Below are 19,623 nucleotides of genomic sequence, written 5' to 3' on the forward strand. Positions count from 1 at the left end.
ACATCCCCCCTGAAAACCAAACGGGCCGGGTTCGCTCTGCCCATGACGGCGACAGGCAGCAAGGCTTTGCTCGACAATGGCTTCGCGGCTGTCGGTTTGCGTCGCGCCGCCGGTAGTGGGCTGCCAGGCGATAATTTCGGCTTCCACACCTGCATGTGCGTATGCGTGGTCGAGCAGTTGCTGCAGTTCGGCTTTGACGACCTCTTCGTCTTCGCCCGGAACCATGCGACGGTCAAGCAGCAGCTCACAGCTGTCTGGCACCACGTTGTCCGCATGGCCGCCGTGGATGCGGGTTACCGTCAGGCTGGCGTTGCCGACCAGATCGTGGCAGCGGCAACGCACCTGCTGGTGGTGGGCTTCTTCAATCAACCCTAACAGGCGCGCTGACTGGTAAATCGCGTTAACCCCCAGCTCCGGCGTACCGGAATGCGCGGTGACGCCTTTAACCCGCACGCGAGGACGTATGCTGCCTTTGTGGGCGGAGAAGGTGGCATTTGAGGTCGGCTCGCCAATCACCGCGAAATCAATCGCCGGTGGATTATCGCGGACGTAGAATTTCGCCCCTTCGCTGGCGACCTCTTCATCGGCGGTGAACACCCCCATCAATGTGCCGGACCACTGCTGACGGTTGGCAGCCAGCAGACGCAGGGCTTCAACCATCGCCACCAGCGGGCCTTTGGCATCGCAGGCGCCGCGTCCGTACAGGCGTCCGTCACGCTCGGTGAGCGTGAAGGGATCGCTGGCCCAGCCGCTGCCCGCCGGAACGGTGTCGAGGTGGGTGTTAAAGGCGAAACACGGCCCCGGTCCATTGTTCAGGACGGCGATAACGTTGGTCCGCCCCGGTGCGTATTCGCTAAAGGAGAGATCGAACCCGGCGGTCAGCAGCCAGCCTTCCAGACATTCGGCGGCTTCGCGCTCATGGCCCGGTGGATTCTCCGTGTTGATGGCAACCAGCGTCGCTAAGTCCTTTTTCATACGAGCGCTGTCAACCTGATAACTGGACATAGGAACTCCGTGATTAATGTAATATTTGCGTCAGGAAGCGCTGCGCGCGGTCGCTGACATGGCCGGCGAAGAAATCGCTGGTGTTGGCGCGATCGATAATTTCGCCGTCTTCCATAAACAGAATTTTGTTAGCGGCCCGACGGGCGAAGCCCATTTCGTGAGTCACCACCATGCTGGTCATGCCTTCCGCGCTGAGCTCCGCCATGACTTCCAGCACTTCACGGATCATCTCCGGGTCGAGGGCGGAAGTGGGCTCGTCGTAGAGCATCAGCTCGGGCTTCATCGCCAGCGCCCGGGCAATCGCCACGCGCTGCTGCTGTCCGCCGGAGAGCTCGTCCGGAAAATGGTCTGCACGTTCGTTGATGCGCACTTTTGCCAGCAGGTTGTCCGCCAGTTTGCGGGCATCAATACGGTTCATTCCCAACACCGTCATCGGGGCCAGCATGATGTTTTCCGCTGCGGTCAGGTGCGAGAACAGCTCGTAGTTCTGGAACACCATGCCAATGCGCTGACGCAGTTTGTGCGCCGGCACATCGCCCCGGCTGATGTGCTGGCTGGCGAAGAACACATCGCCGCTGTCGGCGGGCGAGAGCATGTTGACGCAGCGTAGCAGGGTGGATTTTCCCGAGCCGGACGGGCCAATCAGCACCACGGTTTCTCCGCGTTGCACGGCAAGAGAGCAGTTTTTGAGTACGGTCTGGCGACCAAAAGTCTTATCAATGCCGATCATCTCCAGCAGCGGTTTCTCACTCATGGTTCCTCCCGGACGGTTTTCGGTAACTTAAACAGGCGAGTCAGCCGCTTCTGGCTTTTGCTGCGGCGCTGCCTGGGATCCAGCACGCCTTCCAGCCACGACTGGAAGATCATGAACAGGCTGGTGAGCAGCAGGTAATAGATGCCCGCAGCGCAAAGCGCTTCGAAGTAACGGAAGCTGGCGCTGGCGGCCTGGTTAGCGACCAGCAGCAGTTCCTGAACGGCGATAACCGAGACCAGCGCGCTCGATTTCAGCATGCTGATCATCTGGTTACCCATCGGCGGCAGAACGATGCGTGCGGCCTGAGGCAGAACGATTTTTCGCATGATCTGGCCGTGAGTCATCCCCAGCGCCATGCCGGCGGTGCGCTGGCCGCTTTTCACCGCCTGCAGGCCAGAGCGCAGAATTTCCGCCATGTAGGCGCCTTCATTGAGCGAAAGGGCCAGCACTGCACAGGTAAACGCGGAGAAGCGTAAGCCGAAGCCTGGCAGCACGTTGTAGACAAAGATTATCTGGAACAGCACCGGCGTCCCGCGAAACAGCCACAGGTAGAAAAAGGCCAGCCCTTTCCCGGCGCGAAACGGCGCTTCCTGCAACAGCGCCAACACCAGGCCCAGCACCACGCCACACAACAGTGAGCAGAGGGTAATCAGTAGCGTCATCCACGCACCCCGAATAAATTCGGGGGAGAGGAAGTACTGCCACATTAAATCGATCGACATAGCGTTCTCCGGTTAATGGCAAACGGGTTAGAAAAGGGCAACGGAGTCTGGGAAGTTCCACTTCTTGATCAGTTGCGTGTAGGTGCCATTTTTGACGAGTCTCTGCAGACCTTGCTCCAGCAGGGCCTGGGTTGCGGTATCGCCTTTACGCACGGCAAAGGCGATGTGAGTATTCGCTTCGAACTCAGCGCCAACCGCTTCGAACATGCCGGCTTTTTCGGTAAACAGGGCGACGGTGCCCGGCGTGGAGAGGAACTCGGCATCGGCACGTCCCTGGGCGACGGCCACGGCGGAATCGGTGGCGGCGGGGAACGTCATGACGTTGATGGCCGGTTTTTTGGCCTCCACGCAGCGCTGATTGTCTGCCCGCGCCTGGCTCTCTTCGATCCCGCCGAGCGTCACGGCGATGTTTTTGCCGCAGAGGCTCAGGTCACGTCCGGTGATGTTGGCCGGGTTACCTTTGCGGACCACCACGCGGCTGCCGATTTTCAGATAGGGTACGAAGTCAACCTGCTCGGCACGGGTCGGATTGACGTACATGGCGGAGTTGATGATATCCAGACGTTTACCCTGCAGCGCCGGAATAAGCCCTTTGAATTCCATCGGCATTGGCGCTGGCGTCAGTTGGATCTCTTTGCTTAGCGCGTTGATCAGGTCGATATCGAAGCCGGTAAGCTTGCCTGCTTTCACGTATTCAAAAGGCATGAACGTCGCTGCCGTTCCATAGGTCAGTTGACCCTTGGCGATGGTTTCCACCGCCGCATGGCTGACCAGCGGCAGGGCGGTCAGCGCGAACATCAAAGTACGCACATGGCGAAACAGAAAAGAATTGCTGGACATAGTCGTCTCCTGGCTAAGGTTTAAATTGAATTTAGTGAGTCAATAAATACAATTATGTGTGTGAAAAAAATGTCTCATTCTGGTGCGTGTTGCACGTTAACCGTGCACTCTCTGCTTTACTTTGCTGCGTTTTGTTGCTCGTGATATTGTATATATCGACCACAACAATGCATTTCAGGGAATCGTGAATTCATGCAGCCTGACTCCACTGCGAGCAGTCGCCGGATAGCCCGGCAAATACTCGACCTGATATCTGAAGCAAGATTCGATCCAGGTCATCATTTACGTGAGCAACATCTTGCCGATGCGTTGGGTGTTTCGCGTACGCCGGTACGTGCCGGGCTCAAGGAACTGACCCGAATGGGGGCGGTTGAAGCGCGGCCAAACCAGGGTTTTTTCCTGCTTAAACGCAGTAATGAGCTGGATCAGCTGGAGATTGAGCAGTCCAAGAGCAATGACCAGAAGTTGTACGAGCAACTGGTCCATGACCGCATTGCAGGTATCCTGCCGGAATCCTTTACCCAGACCGAAATCAGCCAGCGCTATGATGTTGATCGCGGCGTGCTGACCCGTACACTGGTGAAGCTATCGGAGGATGGCCTGATTGCCCGCAATGCAGGGCATGGCTGGCGCTTTCTGCAAACCCTGAACTCCGATATCGCTCTGCGCAATAGCTACGGTTTTCGCCTGATGATTGAACCGATGGCGTTGCTGACGCCCAACCTGCATGTTGACCGGCAGATGCTTAAACGTCTGCGCGCCCGGCATCTGAGACTCATCACCCACCCGGACATTACGCAGGTCCCGGCCAAAGAGATTTTCGAAACCGATGCGGCGTTTCATGAGTTGCTGGCAGAGGCCAGCGGCAACCTGTTTGTATTACAGGCTATTCAGCAGCAAAACCGGCTGCGCCGCCTGCTGGAATTTGGTAGCTATCACAATAAGCGTCGCGTAAAAGAGTGGTGCGAAGAGCACGTTGCCATCATTGATGCCCTGCGAGAGAACAAACAGGAACAGGCGGCAGAGTTGATGAGAAAACACCTGCAATACGCGTTTGACCAGGTCAATGTAAAAAGCCCACGCGTATAACTGGCATCACTATTGCACATAATGCTCCTGAAAATACAATCAGGAGCATTTATGAATTTGCAGATACAACAGCGTGTGGCACTGGTTTGCGGTGCGGGAAGTGGTCTTGGACAGGCTATCGCCTGCTCGCTGGCGCAGGAAGGCGTGAAGGTCGCCGTGACAGGCCGCAACAGAGAGAAGCTGGCGCAAACGGTGGAACGCATCACTCAGCTGGGCGGTACCGCCCGCGCCTGGCCGCTGGATTTTGCCGTCCCGGAACAGTTTGATACGGTCATCGCCGATATCCGCGAGCACTGGGGCGACATCGATATTCTGGTCAATAATTCCGGTGGCCCACCGCCCACGCTGGCACAGGGGACGGACGGCGCCGTCTGGCAACAGCAATTTTCAGTGATGGTCGCCTCGTTAATCCAGCTCACCGATAAACTACTGCCCGCCATGCGCAGCCGTGGCTGGGGACGCATTATTACCTCCACCTCGTCCGGTGTGATTGCCCCGATTCCGGGTCTCGCCCTGTCGAATGCGCTGCGCATGAGCTTACTCGGCTGGTCGAAAACCCTTGCCGCTGAAGTGGCGGCCGACGGCGTCACGGTGAATGTGATGGTGCCTGGGCGCATTGCTACCGACCGGGTGGGGCAGCTGGATGCTATCAAGGCGAAACGGGAACATTCCACTGCGGAAGCGGTCGCGGAGAAGAGTCGTCTGAGCATTCCGGCGGGACGTTATGGCCACCCCCATGAGTACGGCGCTACCGCTGCCTTTTTGGCAAGCCAGCCTGCCAGCTACATTACCGGGGCGGTGATCCGGGTCGATGGCGGATTGATTGGTTCGGTTTAGTGGGGAGTCGCGTGCAATGCCAGTCGCTGGTGTCGTTGACTGGCATTCACGCCTCTCTCGCGCTCATTCAGAATGAGGTGTTAACTATTGCGTACCGGGTGCGGGACAGGACGCCAGACCGGTTATCTTGTTTCTTCCCGCGTTGATGATCCCTGATGGTTCACCATGAAAAGTGCTGAAAGGGTGAGCAGTATGGCGCCGCTGATCAGTATCCACCCGGCGTGCTGAAAGGCGGCTAAGCTACTCTGCGTATGCGCCAGTCTGACGTAGCACGCCGTCACCAGGGCCGCGCCAGCCATCGCGCCAACACGCTGCAGGATGTTGAGAATCGGTGCTGCATCAGAAACATGACGGGTACCCGCCATCGCCAGGCCTGCCGCCATCGCCGGCACTGTCGCAAGGGCTAAACCGAATCCTCTGATAGCGAGTGCGCTACCGACCAGGAGGTAGCTACTGCCCCCATCAATCATGGCCAGCGGCCATGTCGCTAACACCGAGAGCAAGCCGCCAACGATCAGCACCACGCGAGGACCCAGCCGGTCTGAGAAATAACCGGCGACCGGGAATCCTGTGGCAGAACCGATTAACTGCGGAGTAAGGAGCAAACCCACGTCAGCCAGTGCTTCATGGCAAACGTCGCGGAAATACAACGGGAGCAGGAACTGTCCACCAAAATTCACCGCACCTCCGATAGCCATCAGCAACGCCGATAATGTGAAGCCACGATGTTTGAAAAGGCTGAGATGAAGTAAAGGCGAGTCAATGCGAAAAGAGCGATAGATAAACAAGCCGATAAACAGTGCGCCCACGCTGAGTAAGATAATGTTCCCGCTATTTTCACCACTATTCAGGCTGACACCTTTAATACCCTCCATGAGCAGGGGAAGGCTACAAAGAATCAGTATTAACCCCATCCAGTCCAGGGAGAGCGGCTTATCATTTTTTATTGTCGGGCGAGGGAGTAATTTCCATCCCGCAAGCCAGGCACAGAGAGATAAGGGGACATTAATAAAAAACAAGACTCGCCATCCGCAGACCTGAAGCAGCACGGCCCCCAGAGACGTTCCCAGTAAGGGCGCAATGACGATAGCCACGCCTATCGTACCAATGATCCGCCCGAGGCGCTCACGACCGACCACCAGACCCAGGATCGTCTGCCCGGCCGGCACGAGTAACCCGCCTGCCAGACCTTGCATTATTCTGGCGGTGAGCAGCACCTCGACATTCGGGGATAACGCGCAAACAGCCGAGAAAACACCAAATAAAATAAGTGCATAGAGCCAAAGTTGGGTGGCGCCAAACCGTTTTACCGCCCATGCGCTAACCGGAACGCCTGCGGCCAGCGCCATGAGGTACGCGGTGGCTATCCACTGGATGGAGGCGTCCGTCACCCCAAGGCCGTTTGCCATGGCCGGAAGCGCAGCACTGAGCATGGTGGATGAGAGCATGGTAGCGAATGCCCCAAGGGTGATGATGGCGGCTTGCAGCCACAAAACCGGCGGGATGGCATTGATGGGGCCAGCATGGTTTGTTTTCTTTACCTGCGTATCTCGATTGATATTCATGGGATGACCTTTAGGTGCGATGCGTTAAAAATCTATCATTGATCAATTTTTCTATCAATGATAGATTTATTTTCATCAATGGCGCCGGTAGGCTCCTGGACAGGAGAAGATCTCTTTTCATCTACCACGGGCTCGGTTGGATGCATTAACAACAGGATGAACACCATGGCTAAAATTCAGCGGGATCAGGTCATTAATGCTGCATTAGCACTCTTAGATGAAGTCGGGCTGGAAGCGATAACGACGCGAAAGCTGGCGCAAAAGCTGGGGGTAGAATCCGCAACGCTGTACTGGCATTTCAGGAACAAGGCCAGCTTACTGGAAGAGATGGCCGCAACTGTTTTGGCCAGGCACCATTCGCTTCCGCTGGCTGAAAACACGGCCGAGTGGGCAGACTGGCTGGCAAATAACGCGCGCAGTTTCCGCCGCGCGCTTCTCGCTCATCGGGATGGCGCACTGCTCCATGCGGGGACAACACCGGCGCGGGTAGGAGGGGAAACGTTCTACCCAAAGGTGGCTTACCTTATGCGGGCCGGCTTTTCTGAGGCCGAAGCCGCAATGATATTACTCACTATTAGCGAATATACCCTGGGATGCGTATTGGAGGAGCAGTCTCGTACAGACAGACATGATGATGAAAGATTGTCTACACCCTCAACAGAAATCAGTCGTATCGATGCGCTTACCCACCAACATCCGGATACCTGTTTTGAGTTCGGTCTGTCTTTGATCATGAAGGGGTTATTAAAATAACTCGTTCCAGATTTCAGCTATTGCGACAGCGTTTTAATGATTTTATATCCGGAGCGTTATTCTCCGGACATTACTGAACATTGACCTCCCGATGGCGGGAGGGTTATTTGTTCATGGCGCAAGAATCACCGCAGCGTCGGGGATCAGGATCCTGTTTTATACTGGTTAAAAAAATGCAACAACGCGCCGGGTGTCTCGTCCCCAAAGAGAATGCCTGCCATTGCCTGCGCGTCGTTGGCCGCACTTTCGACGCGGATAAACATCTGTTCTTCATAAGCGGACAGCGCGGCTTCAGGATTATCTGCATTGGCCGCAATCGCGAGTCCCAGCTCAGCGCCATCCTCTAACGCGAGATTAGCGCCTTCGCCGAACGGCAGCATAAGATGCGCGGCGTCGCCCAACAGCGTTACGCCTGCTGTTCGCGGCCATCGAAGTCCGGGAGGTAAAAAGTGAATAGGGCGCAATACGGGCTCACCATCACCCTCCGTAATCAATGTTTGCAGTGGATGCGCCCAGCCATCGAATTCATCGACTATGCGTTGCACGTCAACCTGTGCATTAGCGGACGTCACGTCAGCGAACCAGGCCTGGGGTTGGCACAGAGCAATGTAAACGTGGATCACGCCGCCAGGCTCCCGGTGCGCCATGATACCCTTGCCTGGCGAGAGCGCAAAAAATGAGCCGCGGCCTACTGCTTGCGCGCAAGCCAGATGATCAGTATCAACGTGACTAAGCCAGCGCTCGACATACGAAAATCCCGCATAGGCAGGGACAGCATCGGTGACCAGAGCGCGGACACGCGACCAGGCACCATCTGCGCCCACCACCAGGGAGACCCTGGTGGTGGCGCCATCCGTAAAGTACAAACTATGCGTGCCGTCATCATGGGGGACGATATCTGCCACTTTACGGCCCCATTGCACGGTGTCCGCAGGAAGCGACTCCAGCAGCAGCGTGCGAAGCGCGCCGCGAGAGACTTCTGGTCGGCCGCCCAAACCATCATCGAACTGCTCGAACAATACGTTGCCCTCTTTATCGAGTACGCGCGTGGATTGACCACCAGGAAGAATAAGGGCCCGGAAGGCATCGTACAGGCCTGCCGCTATCAGCGCCCGCTGGCCATTATGATCGTGGATATCCAGCAAGCCACCTTGTGGGCGGGCCTCGGGAGAGGCTTCAGCTTCGTAGACCACAGAGGAAATGCCGTGAACATGTAAAACACGTGCGAGCATGAGGCCGCCGAGTCCTGCTCCGACGATGGCAATGGATGAGGTCATTTTTTCGCTCCAGGTAAGGTATGGCGGGTGTCGTTGTCCGGCTGTTCCTGGTTTCGATACCGCGCGAATAAGGGGAGTGGACGTGAAATCTCATCCCGGGGACCAACGGAAGCCTGAGGGTATGCTGAGCGGTATTGCCCATAATGTTCCCGGACAATTGGGGGCCGGGCCCCCCGCCTGACTCTCCTCTCTGCGCTCAGCTTACACTTAGACGAGTAAGGTTCTCTATATTGACCATTGCTGGTTAATCGTCAAGGCCGTCATTCAATACCCCTTCAGCGGACGCCTGCCTGTGGCCATGGTCACCGAACTTCACCCACTCAGGTTAAACGACGTCGATGACGCGGATCCCTCTGTTTTTCGCCATCTTTATGCACTCTGCCGTATCTTCTCCGCCAGGAAAAGCCAGCAGTACGTCAGGGCGGCTATCTTCCAGCATAAACAAATTGCGCCTTGTCTCTGCATATTTTCCGTGCAGCGCCCAGTTTGCCGGGTAGCGGATCACGTGAACGTCGATCCCGCGCGCCCAGTTTTCTATCGCGCCGCCCAGCGCCTGGTGCCCTCCGTGAATCAAAACGTTAATCGTCTGTGTACGGGCATAGAGATCCAGCACATGGGTGATGGTATGGGTGTCGGCATAAAACCGACCCGAGCAGATTAACACTCGCATTTTTTGTACCTTAACGTTGCTTGCCTTGAAAAGGATCTCGTCCGCGCGCTGGCGGTTATTGTTTTTTAAACATCCGGCGGCGTTTCAATAAACCGCAGCGAGGTATCGCCCAGGCGGTCAATGACAGGGTAGGCGACGGCGGCGATATGGTGATGCACGCGGCGGTAGTCCCGTAGCACCCGCTGGAAAATGTCGCCGGATTCCGCCCAGGCATTCTTGTCCTCCCGCAGTTTTTTGAAGTGCTCGCGGCTGGCGGAGGCCTCCAACTGGCGGATGGTTTCTTTGCGCTGCACCAGCTGGTGGGCAGCAGACAAGTCTTCACGCAGGAATGCCGCTATTCCTAAGTTCAGGCTGGTGAGGAGCTCCGCATGCAGCAGGCGAATATGGTGTAATTCAAAGTCGTTAAAATGTTCTCCCCGGCGTGCGCGGCGCGTGGCCAGCTGGGTCAGATTGCTGGAGAGAATGTCGCCCGCGTGCTCAACATTGATGATGAACATCAGGATCTCCTGGGCACGATCGGCATCTGCATCATTCAGCCCGTCCTGACCAATGTCGGCGAGGTAGGCGCGAACCGCCGCGCTGAGCAGATCGACCGACTGCTCCAGCTGGCGGATGTCATCGGCAGCCTGTTTTTCCTGGGTCACAAACAGCATCAGCAGTCGGTCCAGCATGATGGTTAGCATGTCGGCGGCGCGCAGCGATTCGCGAACCGAATTGGACAGGCCGATATAAGCCACTTCCAGACCCGCATCGTCGAGATACATCGGCATACCCGGGTCGCCTACGCGCTCTTCTTCCGGAAACAGTCGCTCCAGGAAGCGAGCCATTGGCACGTTCAGGCCGATAAATAGCAGCGCGAGCGCCACGCTAAAGGCGGTATGAAACCACACCACCAGCTGCGGCGTGTTCAGCCCGGATTTACGGGCGATCGCCATCAGCAACGGCAGAAGCAGTAACGCCAGCGCGCAGCCGGACAGGCGGACCATCAGGTTGCCAACCGGCAGGCGGCGGGCCACCGCGGACCCGGCGTTTAACACCGGCGGTAACGCGCCGCCGATGTTGGCGCCAAGCACCAGCACCAGGGCCGTAGACGGGGTCAGCGTGCCGGTACCGGCGAGGGAGGCGATCAGCAAAATCATCGCCACGCTGGAGTGGCACAGGAGCGTCAGGAGCGCCGCCACCAGCAGGGCAATGAAAATATCGCCCTGTAGCCCCTGCATCACGGCATGAAACACCGGCGTGACCTCAATGTCCTGCAGCGTGCCGCCCAGTAAATGCAGCGCCAGCAGCATCAGGCCGAGGCCAATCAGGGCGCAGCCCACGCTTTCAAAGCTGGAATGGTCGCGTAGCTTGAAAACCACAAACCCGGCCAGCAGAAGCAGCGGAATGGCGATTTCCATGTTAAAGCTCATCAGCTGGACCACCAGCGTGGAGCCGATGTTGGCGCCGAGCATCACCGCAAGTGCGGGGGCAAGGCTTAGCGTACCTGCGGCGGTAAATGACGTCGCCATCATACTGACCGCCGTGCTGCTTTGCAGAATGCCGGTAATGCCAATGCCGGAGAGCAGGGCGGTCCAGCGGTTAGTGAGGTGGCGTCCCATCCAGTTGCGCAGCGGCGTGCCGAAGCCGCGCTGCAGCGCCGTTGAAATCATATGGCTGCCCCAGAGCAGCAATGCGATGGCGCCAGCCAGGTGAATTAACAGAGTGGTTCCGGACATTATGAATTCCCCCTCTACAGGGCGGGTAGTGAAATAAAACGCAGTAACCTGATCGAAAAACGATGTATGGCGCTGGCGAGGTTCAGTAATGCTTTAGTGTGTTGATAGTTAATCTTCCCTCCGGCGTACCATGCCAGGGCACGGACGCGAAGGGTGCGGGTTATTTTCATTAAAAATAAGACAATCAACGCGATGGTCTTATTTTTAATCAGGAAAATGATGGAATGTCGCTTTTCCATAATGCTTCCAGCCCGTGTGGCCTGCCTGAAAGGTGCCGCCGAAGCGGCACGTGAATCACCGTCTTTAACGCAGAATTAGTGCCACTGCCTGAAGCGACGGATGTAGAACGTTTTCATGCCCTGCGCCACGCAGCAGTAGGCGAGCAGGGTGCCGACCAGCCACGGGAAGTACTGCCACGGCAGCGCCTGCAGCCCAACCAACGGCCCGAGCGGAGAGAACGGCACGTAAATTCCAATAGCCATAATCAGACCGGTCATCATCAGTACCGGCCAGGCGGCGGTGCTCTGAATGAACGGAATTTTCTGGGTACGCAGCATGTGCACCACCAGCGTCTGCGACAGCAGGCCTTCAACGAACCAGCCGGACTGGAACAGGGTCTGCATGTGTTCGCTGTTAGCGCTGAACACAAACCACATCAGCGCAAAGGTCGTCATGTCAAAAATGGACGAGGTCGGGCCAATCCAGACCATAAAGCGGCCGATGTTTCTTGCATCCCACTTGCGCGGTTTGCTCAGGAACTCTTTGTCCGTTTTGTCCCACGGCAGCGCGAGCTGGGAGATGTCGTACATCAGGTTTTGCAGCAGCAACTGGATCGCGAGCATCGGCAGGAACGGAATGAACGCGCTGGCCACCAGTACCGAGAACACGTTGCCGAAGTTGGAGCTGGCGGTCATGTTCAGGTATTTCATAATGTTGCCAAAGGTCTCGCGGCCTTTGATAACGCCTTCTTCCAGCACCATCAGGCTCTTTTCCAGCAAGATGATGTCGGCCGATTCCTTGGCGATATCGGTGCCACTGTCGACCGAGATACCCACGTCGGCATCGCGCAGAGCAGGGGCATCGTTAATGCCGTCACCGAGAAAGCCCACCGTATGACCGTTGGCCTGCAGCGCCTTCAGCACGCGTGATTTCTGCAGCGGCGTTAGCTTGGCGAACACCGTGCGCTCTTCCACCAACTGCTGCAGGGCCGTGTCGCTCAACGCCTCAATCTGCGGGCCGAGTACCGGTTCGCCTGGCTCCAGTCCCACCTGGCGGCAAATCCGCGTAGTGACAATCGCGTTATCGCCGGTCAGCACTTTGACTGCGACGCCAATATCCATCAGGGCAGCAATCGCCGGACCCGCGCTCTCCTTAGGTGGATCGAGGAAGGTGAGGAAGCCGCGGATAATCAGATCGTGCTCATCAGCGGTGCTGTACAGTCTTTTCGCTTCGGCTTTCGGAATGTCGCGCGTAGCGACCACCAGAACGCGGAAGCCGTCTTTGTTGTAGTCGTTCGCCATCGCCAGCATGGCGTCACGGCGCTGATCGTCGAGGGGGATAACCTTGCCATTCTCTTCCATGTGGGTGGCGATGCTCAGCATCTCCTCCACGGCGCCTTTGCACACCAGCAGATGATTGCTCTGGCTGTCTTTCACCACAATCGACAGGCGACGGCGCACGAAGTCGAACGGCATCTCATCGACTTTGCTGTACCCCTGAGGTTGCACAAAGCCCGACTCATTTTCAGAGAAGTAAATGACCGCCTGATCCATCAAGTTTTTGATGCCGCTTTGATAGTGGCTGTTGAGCCAGGCCAGCGCCAGCACGGACTGATTTTTCTGACCGTGCGTGTCGACGTGGTGCTCAAGGATGATTTTATCCTGCGTCAGGGTGCCGGTTTTGTCGGTGCACAGCACGTCCATCGCGCCCAGGTTCTGAATCGCGTTAAGGCGCTTAACCACGACTTTACGCTTCGCCATGGCCACCGCGCCCTTGGCGAGGTTGGCGCTGACGATCATTGGCAGCATTTCTGGCGTCAGGCCTACGGCGACGGCCAGAGCAAACAGCAGGGCATCCCACCATTCGCCCTTCATCAGGCCGTTAATCAGGAACACCACCGGCACCATCACTAGCATAAAGCGGATCAACAGCCAGCTGACGCTGTTCACCCCGCGGTCAAACGCCGTTTGCGCCCGGGTGCCGACAATCGCTTTTGCCAGTGAGCCAAAGTAGGTCCTTGGCCCGGTCGCCACCACGACCGCCTGAGCGGTGCCGCTGACAACGTTGGTCCCCATGAAGCAGATGTTAGGCATATCCAACAGATTTTCGTTGTCAACCGCCTTGTCGTGCGCGGATTTCTGCGCCACGTCGCCGAGGGTGTCGTACTTCTCAATCGGCAGCGCTTCGCCGGTCAGGACGGCCTGACTGATAAACAGGTCGCGTGATTCGATCAAACGGACGTCGGCCGGGATCATGTCGCCCGCATAGAGCTGCACGATATCGCCCACCACCAGCTCGCGCATCGGGATTTCACGTGGCGTTCCTTTTTGCCCGGCGTGTTCGCGACGAACGACCGTCGCGGTGGTGCGAACCATCGCTTTCAGCGCTTCGGCCGATTTGGCCGAGCGGTGTTCCTGCCAGAAGCGCACCAGTCCGCTGAGGGCAACCATGGTGCCGATGATTATCACCGTCGTCAGGTCGCCGTCTTCGCCATGGCTGGTGGGCAGCCAGTAGTCGGTGAAGAAGCTGATCCCGGCGAGAATGGCGAGCACATAAATAAACGGGTTGTTAAACGCCATCAGTAGCTGGATCAGCGCGTGCGGTGGCTTGTCATGAGTCACTTCGTTCAGGCCATCCCGCTCCAGCCGGGCATTTGCCTGGGCTTCCTGCAGCCCTTCTCGGGTAGTGTTGAGGTTGACCAGGGTTTCTGCGATACCGTTTTGGGCTTCCTGGGCGGCACGCATAGACAGCGTGCTTTTTTTATTTCGGTTCTTGATTTGTACAGTCATGGTGCTGCTCCTGTCGCCGGGCGGCAGCAGGCTTTTTACGGTAAGACCCGGATTAAGGGCGGCCGAAAATAGCCCGATGTCGCATCAGCGATCGGTTTTAATTAATTTCGCACAGGGCTTCCCGCTGTTTATTATTAAAAATAAACAGGCGTGAAGTTTATATTTTGTTTTATTTGGACGTGATTATTCCTGCCGATGTACAAGTATGAATACATCAGTGAATAAACAGGCACCAGCAGTGACTTAACTCAGCGTGACGCAAGAAAACGGGCTGCGGCATAGCGCGCAGACACGGCCTACGGCGTAACGGCTGAATCAGGCGACGAAGGGGCGACTTTGTGGGTCTTCGCCATCAGAGAAGCGGCAACGACGCTCCAGCTGGCCGGTGACAGGACTGACGCGCCAGTTAGTAATGCGTTGATTCAACTCGCTGATTTTCGAAGAGAATATAGAGCCTTGCTGTTTTTTGCGCGCAGACGACACCCGATCGCGGGGCGGCCGGACACGCAGCGTTGATGTCATGGTTTTGACACCAGGAAAAAGGGTAGATTTGAAGTTCATAACACACCTCGGGACCGTGAAAACTCTGGTCGAGGTGGGACAACACGAGAGCATCAGGCTCCGGCGAGACACACCAAAACGAAGAAGTGATCACAATCGATTTTATGTTTACTTGTCCGAATAACCGTTAAGGCCATATTCGGACCGCTACTAAATTCAGTATCCATTAGTCTCTTATGTCAGATTAGGAAAGGCCACAACTTAGGCCCATGAAATCTACCCATAGCCAATGTTATTGTCAACCCATTCATATCAATTTAAATCTTCGTTTATATTTTGTGTAGAAACATCAAATCGTAGATTTAATCATTGGTGTTTTTCGGACGGTCGTAAAAAGGAAAAATAGCGGTCAGTGCGTTCAATTGTGGACCACCCTCGGCGCTGCGTCAGATAACGCGCTTTATCCCTGCACCGCAGCCGGAAAAACCGCCGCCAGCCATTCAATAAAGACGCGGAGCCGGGGCGGCACGTGCCGGTGCCGGGCATAGACGACGTGAAAGGGATAGGGGGCCGGGCGCCAGGCGGCGAGGATCTCCACCAGCTTGCCACTTGCCAGCGCGGGTTTTAGCGAATAGGTAAAGGTTTGCACAATGCCTAAGCCCGCCTCGCCGGCGGCAATATGCGCGTTGCTCTCATTGATGCCGAGATGGGGCTCTGTCTTGAGCTCGGTACTGACGCCGTGACGCGTAAAGCGAAACGGAAACGCTCTGCCGCTGGCCGGCGACAGATAGCTGATGAGCTGGTGGCCATGATGGAGTTCATCCGGCGAGGCGGGCGTGCCGCAGCGTTGAAGATAGCCAGGGGTGGCGCAGGTGACCAGCGTCGCCTCGCCGATTTTACGGGCGATCAGCGTCGAGTCATCCATCGGCCCGCCGCGGATGGCGCAGTCAATATTGCCGCTGATGAGGTCCGCGGGTTTATCGGCCACCTGTAAATCGATACGGATATCCGGCCAGGAGGTCATAAAGTCCGCCAGCAGCGGGATCAGCACATCGCACGCGGTCGACCCACCGATGGCGATCCGTAGATGGCCCTTCGGCTTATTGTGGGCGGTATTGAAGGAGGCGTCGATCTCTTCCAGGTCTTCCAGCAGGCAGCGAGCTTTTTCATAGTACTCCCGTCCTTCCGGCGTCACGGTAATACGCCGTGTGGTGCGCTGCAGGAGGGAAACCCCCAGGTGCGCTTCCAGTTGCTTGATGGTTTTGCTGAGCGTGGCGTTGGGCATATCCAGCGAGTCCGCGGCGCGGGTAAAGCTGCCGGCTTCGACAACGCGGGTGAAGGCTTTGAGGGCTGAAAACCGGTCCATTATTCGCAGTATCCTGGTTAGCGGGCGTCCATTATCCACGGAGGGGAAAAGTGTTTTTCAGATTAGGCCATTTTTCCGCCTCTTTGAGGCGATTACAGTGCTTTCCATACCCGGCGGGGCGCTTTCGCGAGCCTGGCCTGTTTATACTCTAACCAAGGAAATGCACCATGAGCAAAAAACTTGCGGATAAAGTGGCGTTAGTGACCGGCGGCAGCACCGGGATTGGCCTGGCGTCGGCGAAAGCGCTGGCGGAGCAGGGCGCGAAGGTGTATATCACCGGCCGCCGACAGGAGGAGCTGGATGCGGCGGTAAGATTCATCGGGCCCGCCGCCCGCGGGATCCGCGCCGACGCCGCCGTGTTAAGCGACCTTGACGCGGTATTTGCGACCATTGCCGGCGAGTCCGGCCGCCTGGATGTGCTGTTCGCCAATGCTGGCGGCGGGGATATGCTACCGCTCAGCGCCATCACCGAGGCGCACGTCGAGCGGATTTTCGCCACCAACGTGCGCGGGGTGGTGTTCACCGTCCAGAAGGCGCTGCCGCTGCTCACCGACGGCGCCTCGGTGATTTTGACCGGCTCTACGGCGGCGGTCAAAGGGACGGCGAACTTCAGCATCTATAGCGCCAGTAAAGCGGCGGTACGCAGCCTGGCGCGTTCCTGGGCGCTGGAGGTGAACGATCGCGGGATCCGCATCAATGTCGTCAGCCCGGGGCCGGTGCGTACCCCGGGTCTGGGAGGACTGGTCGCGGAGGCGGACCGTCAGGGCTTGTTCGACGCCCTGGCCGCCAGCGTACCGCTCGGGCGGCTGGGCGAGCCGGAGGAGATTGGCAGGACGGTGGTATTTTTAGCGTCTGACGAGTCGAGCTTTATTAACGCCGCAGAGATCTATGTCGACGGCGGAATGGCGCAAATCTAAGCACAGTCTGTCGCCAGGCGAGCCGCCCCGGCGGATGCCGGGGCGGCTCGTGGTTATGGCGATCGCTTACTCACCGTCCGGGTGGGCAGCTTATTGCGCGCCCAGCTGTTTCATCAGCGTCAGGTTATCTTCAATATGCCAGTTGGCGGCAATTTTACCGCCGCTGATCTGATAGATATCGGTGGCGATAAAATCGATATTTTGTCCCTTACCCTTCCGGGTGCCGAAGGTCCCGGTAAAGTGGCCATGAAAATGTAAGTGTGAGACCACCCGGTCACCGGCCACAATCATTTGTTCGACATCACAGCGTAAATCCGGCACCGCCTGACGAAACGCTCTGGAGGCGAGGATCGCGCCTTCCGGCCCTTGCCGACGCCCTTCCGGGGGCGTTTTATCGATAAAATTCCCCGCCAGCGCCGCCCGGGCCAGCGCTTCATCACCGGTATTCCAGAACGTGGCGTATTGCCTGGCGACATATTCATTGGCGACGCGTGTGGCAGGGGGAAGGCCGTTGTCAACGATGAGCCGGGCTGGCTTCAGCAAACCCTGCGGGGCTGAAAACGCGGAGCCGGATATCCCGGCAAGCAGCAGCGCTGTGGCGCAGCGCCGCAGCGTGATGCCGCGTCTGGCCTGCGTACAGACAACAGCGAAACTACGGCTGGCAGGTAACATTTTGCGGGTCATTTTCACTCTTTATGCTCCGTATAGAAGGGATAGTCGGTATAGCCCACCTCTGTCCCGCCAAACAGCGTGGCGGGATCGCTGACGGTCGCCAGCGGCCAGCGGTGCTGAAGCCGCTGCGGCAGGTCAGGATTAGCAATAAACGGCCGGCCGAAAGCCACCAGGTCGGCGAAACCGGCGGTGAGGATACGTTCCGCCTTTTGCTGATCGTAATTGCCGGCCACGATCAGGGTGCCGCTGAAGGTCGCGCGCAGCGTGTCACGAAAGTGCTGGGGAACGGCTGGCGCATCGTCCCAGTCCGCCTCCGCCAGGTGGATAAAGGCGATACCCTGCTGTTCGCACCAGGCCGCCAGGGCAAGGATGGCGTCGATCACCTGCGGGTCGTTCATCCCGCGCTGAGTAATGAAGGGGGAAAGGCGGATGCCCGTCCGCTCGCGGCCAATGACGTCGCCGATGGCGGTCAGCACCTCCTGGGCAAAACGGATCCGGTTGCTCAGGCTACCGCCGTACTCATCAGTACGCTGGTTGGCGGTACGCCGCAGGAACTGGTCGATCAGATAGCCATTGCCGCCGTGCACTTCCACGCCGTCAAACCCCGCCGCTATCGCATTGCGCGCCGCCTGACGGTAATCGGCGACAATACGCTGAATATCCGATCGGGAGAGCGCCCGCGGCGGTGGGCAGTCCACCATCTGGCCCCGGCCTTGCTCATCCACCACCCAGACCTGGGCGTCCGGCGCCAGCGCCGACGGGGCCACGGGGTGCCCATCCGCATGAAAACGAGCGTGCGACATCCGGCCCACGTGCCAGAGCTGAGAAAAAATAACGCCGCCAGCCTGGTGAACGGCCCCGGTCGTCAGCTGCCAGCCGGCAATCTGCTCAGCGGAATGCAGGCCAGGCGTCCAGGAGTATCCCTGTCCCTCAGGAGAGATTTGCGTCGCCTCCGTGACGATCAATCCGGCGCTGGCGCGCTGGCGGTAATATTCCGCCATCAGCGCGGAGGGGATATTTCCGGGCTGCAGGGCGCGCGCCCGGGTCATGGGAGCCATGACGATGCGGTTTTTCAACGGCAGCGTGCCGATGCGGTAACGATCGAAAAGTGAGAGGCTGTTCATACGGGTGTCCCTTGCGAGTGGAATGAAAATCACTTTACAGTCGGGATCTGATTTTGATAATTAGGCTAAAATCAGATTCACTTTTCAGGAAATACGAAAAATGGGCAAGCTGGAAGATATGGCGCTGCTGGTGACTGTCGCCGAGGCGGGGGGACTCTCCGCCGCCGGCAGACGGTTATCGCTCTCACCGGCCACCATGACGGCCCGCCTGAAGGCGATGGAGGAGCGCTACCAGACCCGCCTGTTCCATCGTTCCACGCGCGCGATCACCCTGACCAGGGCGGGGGAAGATTTTTATCATGCCGCGCGGCGCGTACTGGAGGAGGCCCGTCACGCCGAATCGTTGCTGACGCAAAAGGAAGGGGTGCTGAGCGGCAATATTCGTCTTTCCGCCCCCTCCGACTTTGGCCGACAGTATCTTAGCCCGGCCATCGTCGACTTTTCCCGCCGTCACCCGGAGGTCACGTTTTCCGTGTTCTTAGGGGAGCGCGTGGAGGATCTGGTCGCCAACCGGCTGGATATGAGCATTCGCGTCGGTAACCTGCCAGACAGTAGTTTGGCGATCCGCCATATCCGCCCCAACCACCGGGTGCTGGTGGCTTCGGAGGCTTATCTTGCTACCCACGGAACGCCTGCCTCCCTCGACGAGTTGCACCATCACCGCTGTCTGGCGCTGGAGCGGCACGGTGTGGTGATGAATGAATGGCGCTTCGAGGAGGCGGGAAAGGAGCGCGTGGTGCGGGTGACGCCGGCGATGGTCTGCGACGATGGGGCACTGCTGCGGCAGTGGGCGCTCAGCGGGGCG

Annotated in this window: 19 protein-coding genes; 5 read left to right on the forward strand and 14 right to left on the reverse strand. The window is 57.9% G+C overall.

The features are described 5' to 3' along the window. The 4 genes from CW267_RS25915 to CW267_RS25930 form a co-directional block, all read right to left on the reverse strand. The coding region (locus CW267_RS25915) for a M20 family metallopeptidase (RefSeq protein WP_101148670.1) at positions 1-1,005 on the reverse strand (1,005 nt) is incomplete at its 3' end. A 13-nt stretch (positions 1,006-1,018) separates the two neighbouring features. Next, a complete protein-coding gene (locus CW267_RS25920) occupies positions 1,019-1,759 on the reverse strand; it encodes an amino acid ABC transporter ATP-binding protein (RefSeq protein ID WP_032732798.1) in 741 nt (246 codons plus the stop codon). Further along, positions 1,756-2,481, reverse strand: a complete 726-nt coding sequence (locus tag CW267_RS25925; RefSeq protein WP_023322396.1) for an amino acid ABC transporter permease — start codon at positions 2,479-2,481, stop codon at positions 1,756-1,758. Before CW267_RS25925 ends, CW267_RS25920 begins: the two co-directional genes overlap by 4 nt. Positions 2,482-2,508: 27 nt before the next feature. Beyond that, positions 2,509-3,321, reverse strand: coding sequence for an ABC transporter substrate-binding protein (locus tag CW267_RS25930; protein ID WP_012968501.1), 813 nt, complete (start codon positions 3,319-3,321; stop codon positions 2,509-2,511). Positions 3,322-3,513: 192 nt separating this feature from the next. On the opposite strand from CW267_RS25930, the gene CW267_RS25935 reads away from it, so the two are divergent. Further along, on the forward strand, positions 3,514-4,410 hold the full coding sequence (locus tag CW267_RS25935) for a GntR family transcriptional regulator (RefSeq protein WP_012542124.1): 897 nt from the start codon (positions 3,514-3,516) through the stop codon (positions 4,408-4,410). Between the two features lie 51 nt (positions 4,411-4,461). After that, the gene (locus tag CW267_RS25940) at positions 4,462-5,247 is read left to right on the forward strand and encodes an SDR family oxidoreductase (RefSeq protein WP_012542123.1); all 786 of its coding nucleotides are present in this window, start codon (positions 4,462-4,464) and stop codon (positions 5,245-5,247) included. A 122-nt stretch (positions 5,248-5,369) separates the two neighbouring features. Here CW267_RS25940 and CW267_RS25945 read toward each other — a convergent pair whose 3' ends face one another. Continuing rightward, the gene (locus tag CW267_RS25945) at positions 5,370-6,812 is read right to left on the reverse strand and encodes a DHA2 family efflux MFS transporter permease subunit (RefSeq protein WP_012968499.1); all 1,443 of its coding nucleotides are present in this window, start codon (positions 6,810-6,812) and stop codon (positions 5,370-5,372) included. A gap of 165 nt (positions 6,813-6,977) precedes the next feature. Between CW267_RS25945 and CW267_RS25950 the strand changes: the two genes are divergently transcribed. Further along, positions 6,978-7,565, forward strand: a complete 588-nt coding sequence (locus CW267_RS25950) for a TetR/AcrR family transcriptional regulator C-terminal domain-containing protein (protein WP_012968498.1) — start codon at positions 6,978-6,980, stop codon at positions 7,563-7,565. A gap of 143 nt (positions 7,566-7,708) precedes the next feature. On the opposite strand, the gene CW267_RS25955 is transcribed toward CW267_RS25950, so the two are convergent. The 7 genes from CW267_RS25955 to CW267_RS25985 all read right to left on the reverse strand — a co-directional run bounded on the left by CW267_RS25955 (position 7,709) and on the right by CW267_RS25985 (position 16,105). After that, positions 7,709-8,842, reverse strand: a complete 1,134-nt coding sequence (locus tag CW267_RS25955; protein ID WP_032732801.1) for an FAD-dependent oxidoreductase — start codon at positions 8,840-8,842, stop codon at positions 7,709-7,711. 325 nt (positions 8,843-9,167) lie between these two features. Then, positions 9,168-9,512, reverse strand: coding sequence for an SLOG family protein (locus CW267_RS25960; protein WP_008807658.1), 345 nt, complete (start codon positions 9,510-9,512; stop codon positions 9,168-9,170). Positions 9,513-9,577: 65 nt separating this feature from the next. After that, entirely contained in the window at positions 9,578-11,230 is a 1,653-nt protein-coding gene (locus tag CW267_RS25965) for a Na/Pi cotransporter family protein (RefSeq protein ID WP_012542118.1), read from the reverse strand. Between the two features lie 14 nt (positions 11,231-11,244). Then, positions 11,245-11,469 carry a hypothetical protein gene (locus tag CW267_RS25970; protein WP_012542117.1) on the reverse strand — a complete coding sequence of 75 codons (225 nt, stop codon included), beginning with the start codon at positions 11,467-11,469 and terminating at the stop codon, positions 11,245-11,247. Positions 11,470-11,544: 75 nt separating this feature from the next. Then, on the reverse strand, positions 11,545-14,238 hold the full coding sequence (mgtA, locus tag CW267_RS25975) for a magnesium-translocating P-type ATPase (protein ID WP_012542116.1): 2,694 nt from the start codon (positions 14,236-14,238) through the stop codon (positions 11,545-11,547). A 315-nt stretch (positions 14,239-14,553) separates the two neighbouring features. Then, a complete protein-coding gene (locus CW267_RS25980) occupies positions 14,554-14,760 on the reverse strand; it encodes a hypothetical protein (RefSeq protein WP_224267295.1) in 207 nt (68 codons plus the stop codon). 439 nt (positions 14,761-15,199) lie between these two features. Next, on the reverse strand, positions 15,200-16,105 hold the full coding sequence (locus CW267_RS25985; protein WP_016160723.1) for a LysR family transcriptional regulator: 906 nt from the start codon (positions 16,103-16,105) through the stop codon (positions 15,200-15,202). Between the two features lie 167 nt (positions 16,106-16,272). On the opposite strand from CW267_RS25985, the gene CW267_RS25990 reads away from it, so the two are divergent. Further along, positions 16,273-17,022 carry an SDR family oxidoreductase gene (locus CW267_RS25990; RefSeq protein WP_032735295.1) on the forward strand — a complete coding sequence of 250 codons (750 nt, stop codon included), beginning with the start codon at positions 16,273-16,275 and terminating at the stop codon, positions 17,020-17,022. A gap of 90 nt (positions 17,023-17,112) precedes the next feature. Here the strand turns inward: CW267_RS25990 and CW267_RS25995 are convergent, their stop codons facing one another. Both CW267_RS25995 and CW267_RS26000 read right to left on the reverse strand, forming a co-directional pair. Beyond that, complete coding sequence (locus CW267_RS25995) at positions 17,113-17,706, reverse strand: ester cyclase (protein WP_032736149.1); 594 nt, start codon at positions 17,704-17,706, stop codon at positions 17,113-17,115. A gap of 2 nt (positions 17,707-17,708) precedes the next feature. Then, entirely contained in the window at positions 17,709-18,818 is a 1,110-nt protein-coding gene (locus tag CW267_RS26000; RefSeq protein WP_023297419.1) for an alkene reductase, read from the reverse strand. Positions 18,819-18,918: 100 nt separating this feature from the next. Here CW267_RS26000 and CW267_RS26005 point away from each other — a divergent pair. After that, a partial coding sequence (locus CW267_RS26005) for a LysR family transcriptional regulator (protein WP_101148671.1) occupies positions 18,919-19,623 on the forward strand: 705 nt, incomplete at its 3' end.

Source organism: Klebsiella sp. X1-16S-Nf21 (genome assembly GCF_002837615.1).
GTDB lineage: Bacteria > Pseudomonadota > Gammaproteobacteria > Enterobacterales > Enterobacteriaceae > Klebsiella > Klebsiella variicola.

Excerpts from the sequence above, each read along its gene's own strand:
- CW267_RS25920 (WP_032732798.1), bottom strand. The coding sequence starts at position 1,759 with ATGAGTGAGAAACCGCTGCTGGAGATGATCGGCATTGATAAGACTTTT.
- CW267_RS25925 (WP_023322396.1), bottom strand. The coding sequence starts at position 2,481 with ATGTCGATCGATTTAATGTGGCAGTACTTCCTCTCCCCCGAATTTATT.
- CW267_RS25930 (WP_012968501.1), bottom strand. The coding sequence starts at position 3,321 with ATGTCCAGCAATTCTTTTCTGTTTCGCCATGTGCGTACTTTGATGTTC.
- CW267_RS25935 (WP_012542124.1), top strand. The coding sequence starts at position 3,514 with ATGCAGCCTGACTCCACTGCGAGCAGTCGCCGGATAGCCCGGCAAATA.
- CW267_RS25940 (WP_012542123.1), top strand. The coding sequence starts at position 4,462 with ATGAATTTGCAGATACAACAGCGTGTGGCACTGGTTTGCGGTGCGGGA.
- CW267_RS25945 (WP_012968499.1), bottom strand. The coding sequence starts at position 6,812 with ATGAATATCAATCGAGATACGCAGGTAAAGAAAACAAACCATGCTGGC.
- CW267_RS25950 (WP_012968498.1), top strand. The coding sequence starts at position 6,978 with ATGGCTAAAATTCAGCGGGATCAGGTCATTAATGCTGCATTAGCACTC.
- CW267_RS25955 (WP_032732801.1), bottom strand. The coding sequence starts at position 8,842 with ATGACCTCATCCATTGCCATCGTCGGAGCAGGACTCGGCGGCCTCATG.
- CW267_RS25960 (WP_008807658.1), bottom strand. The coding sequence starts at position 9,512 with ATGCGAGTGTTAATCTGCTCGGGTCGGTTTTATGCCGACACCCATACC.
- CW267_RS25965 (WP_012542118.1), bottom strand. The coding sequence starts at position 11,230 with ATGTCCGGAACCACTCTGTTAATTCACCTGGCTGGCGCCATCGCATTG.
- CW267_RS25970 (WP_012542117.1), bottom strand. The coding sequence starts at position 11,469 with ATGGAAAAGCGACATTCCATCATTTTCCTGATTAAAAATAAGACCATC.
- mgtA (WP_012542116.1), bottom strand. The coding sequence starts at position 14,238 with ATGACTGTACAAATCAAGAACCGAAATAAAAAAAGCACGCTGTCTATG.
- CW267_RS25980 (WP_224267295.1), bottom strand. The coding sequence starts at position 14,760 with ATGACATCAACGCTGCGTGTCCGGCCGCCCCGCGATCGGGTGTCGTCT.
- CW267_RS25985 (WP_016160723.1), bottom strand. The coding sequence starts at position 16,105 with ATGGACCGGTTTTCAGCCCTCAAAGCCTTCACCCGCGTTGTCGAAGCC.
- CW267_RS25990 (WP_032735295.1), top strand. The coding sequence starts at position 16,273 with ATGAGCAAAAAACTTGCGGATAAAGTGGCGTTAGTGACCGGCGGCAGC.
- CW267_RS25995 (WP_032736149.1), bottom strand. The coding sequence starts at position 17,706 with ATGACCCGCAAAATGTTACCTGCCAGCCGTAGTTTCGCTGTTGTCTGT.
- CW267_RS26000 (WP_023297419.1), bottom strand. The coding sequence starts at position 18,818 with ATGAACAGCCTCTCACTTTTCGATCGTTACCGCATCGGCACGCTGCCG.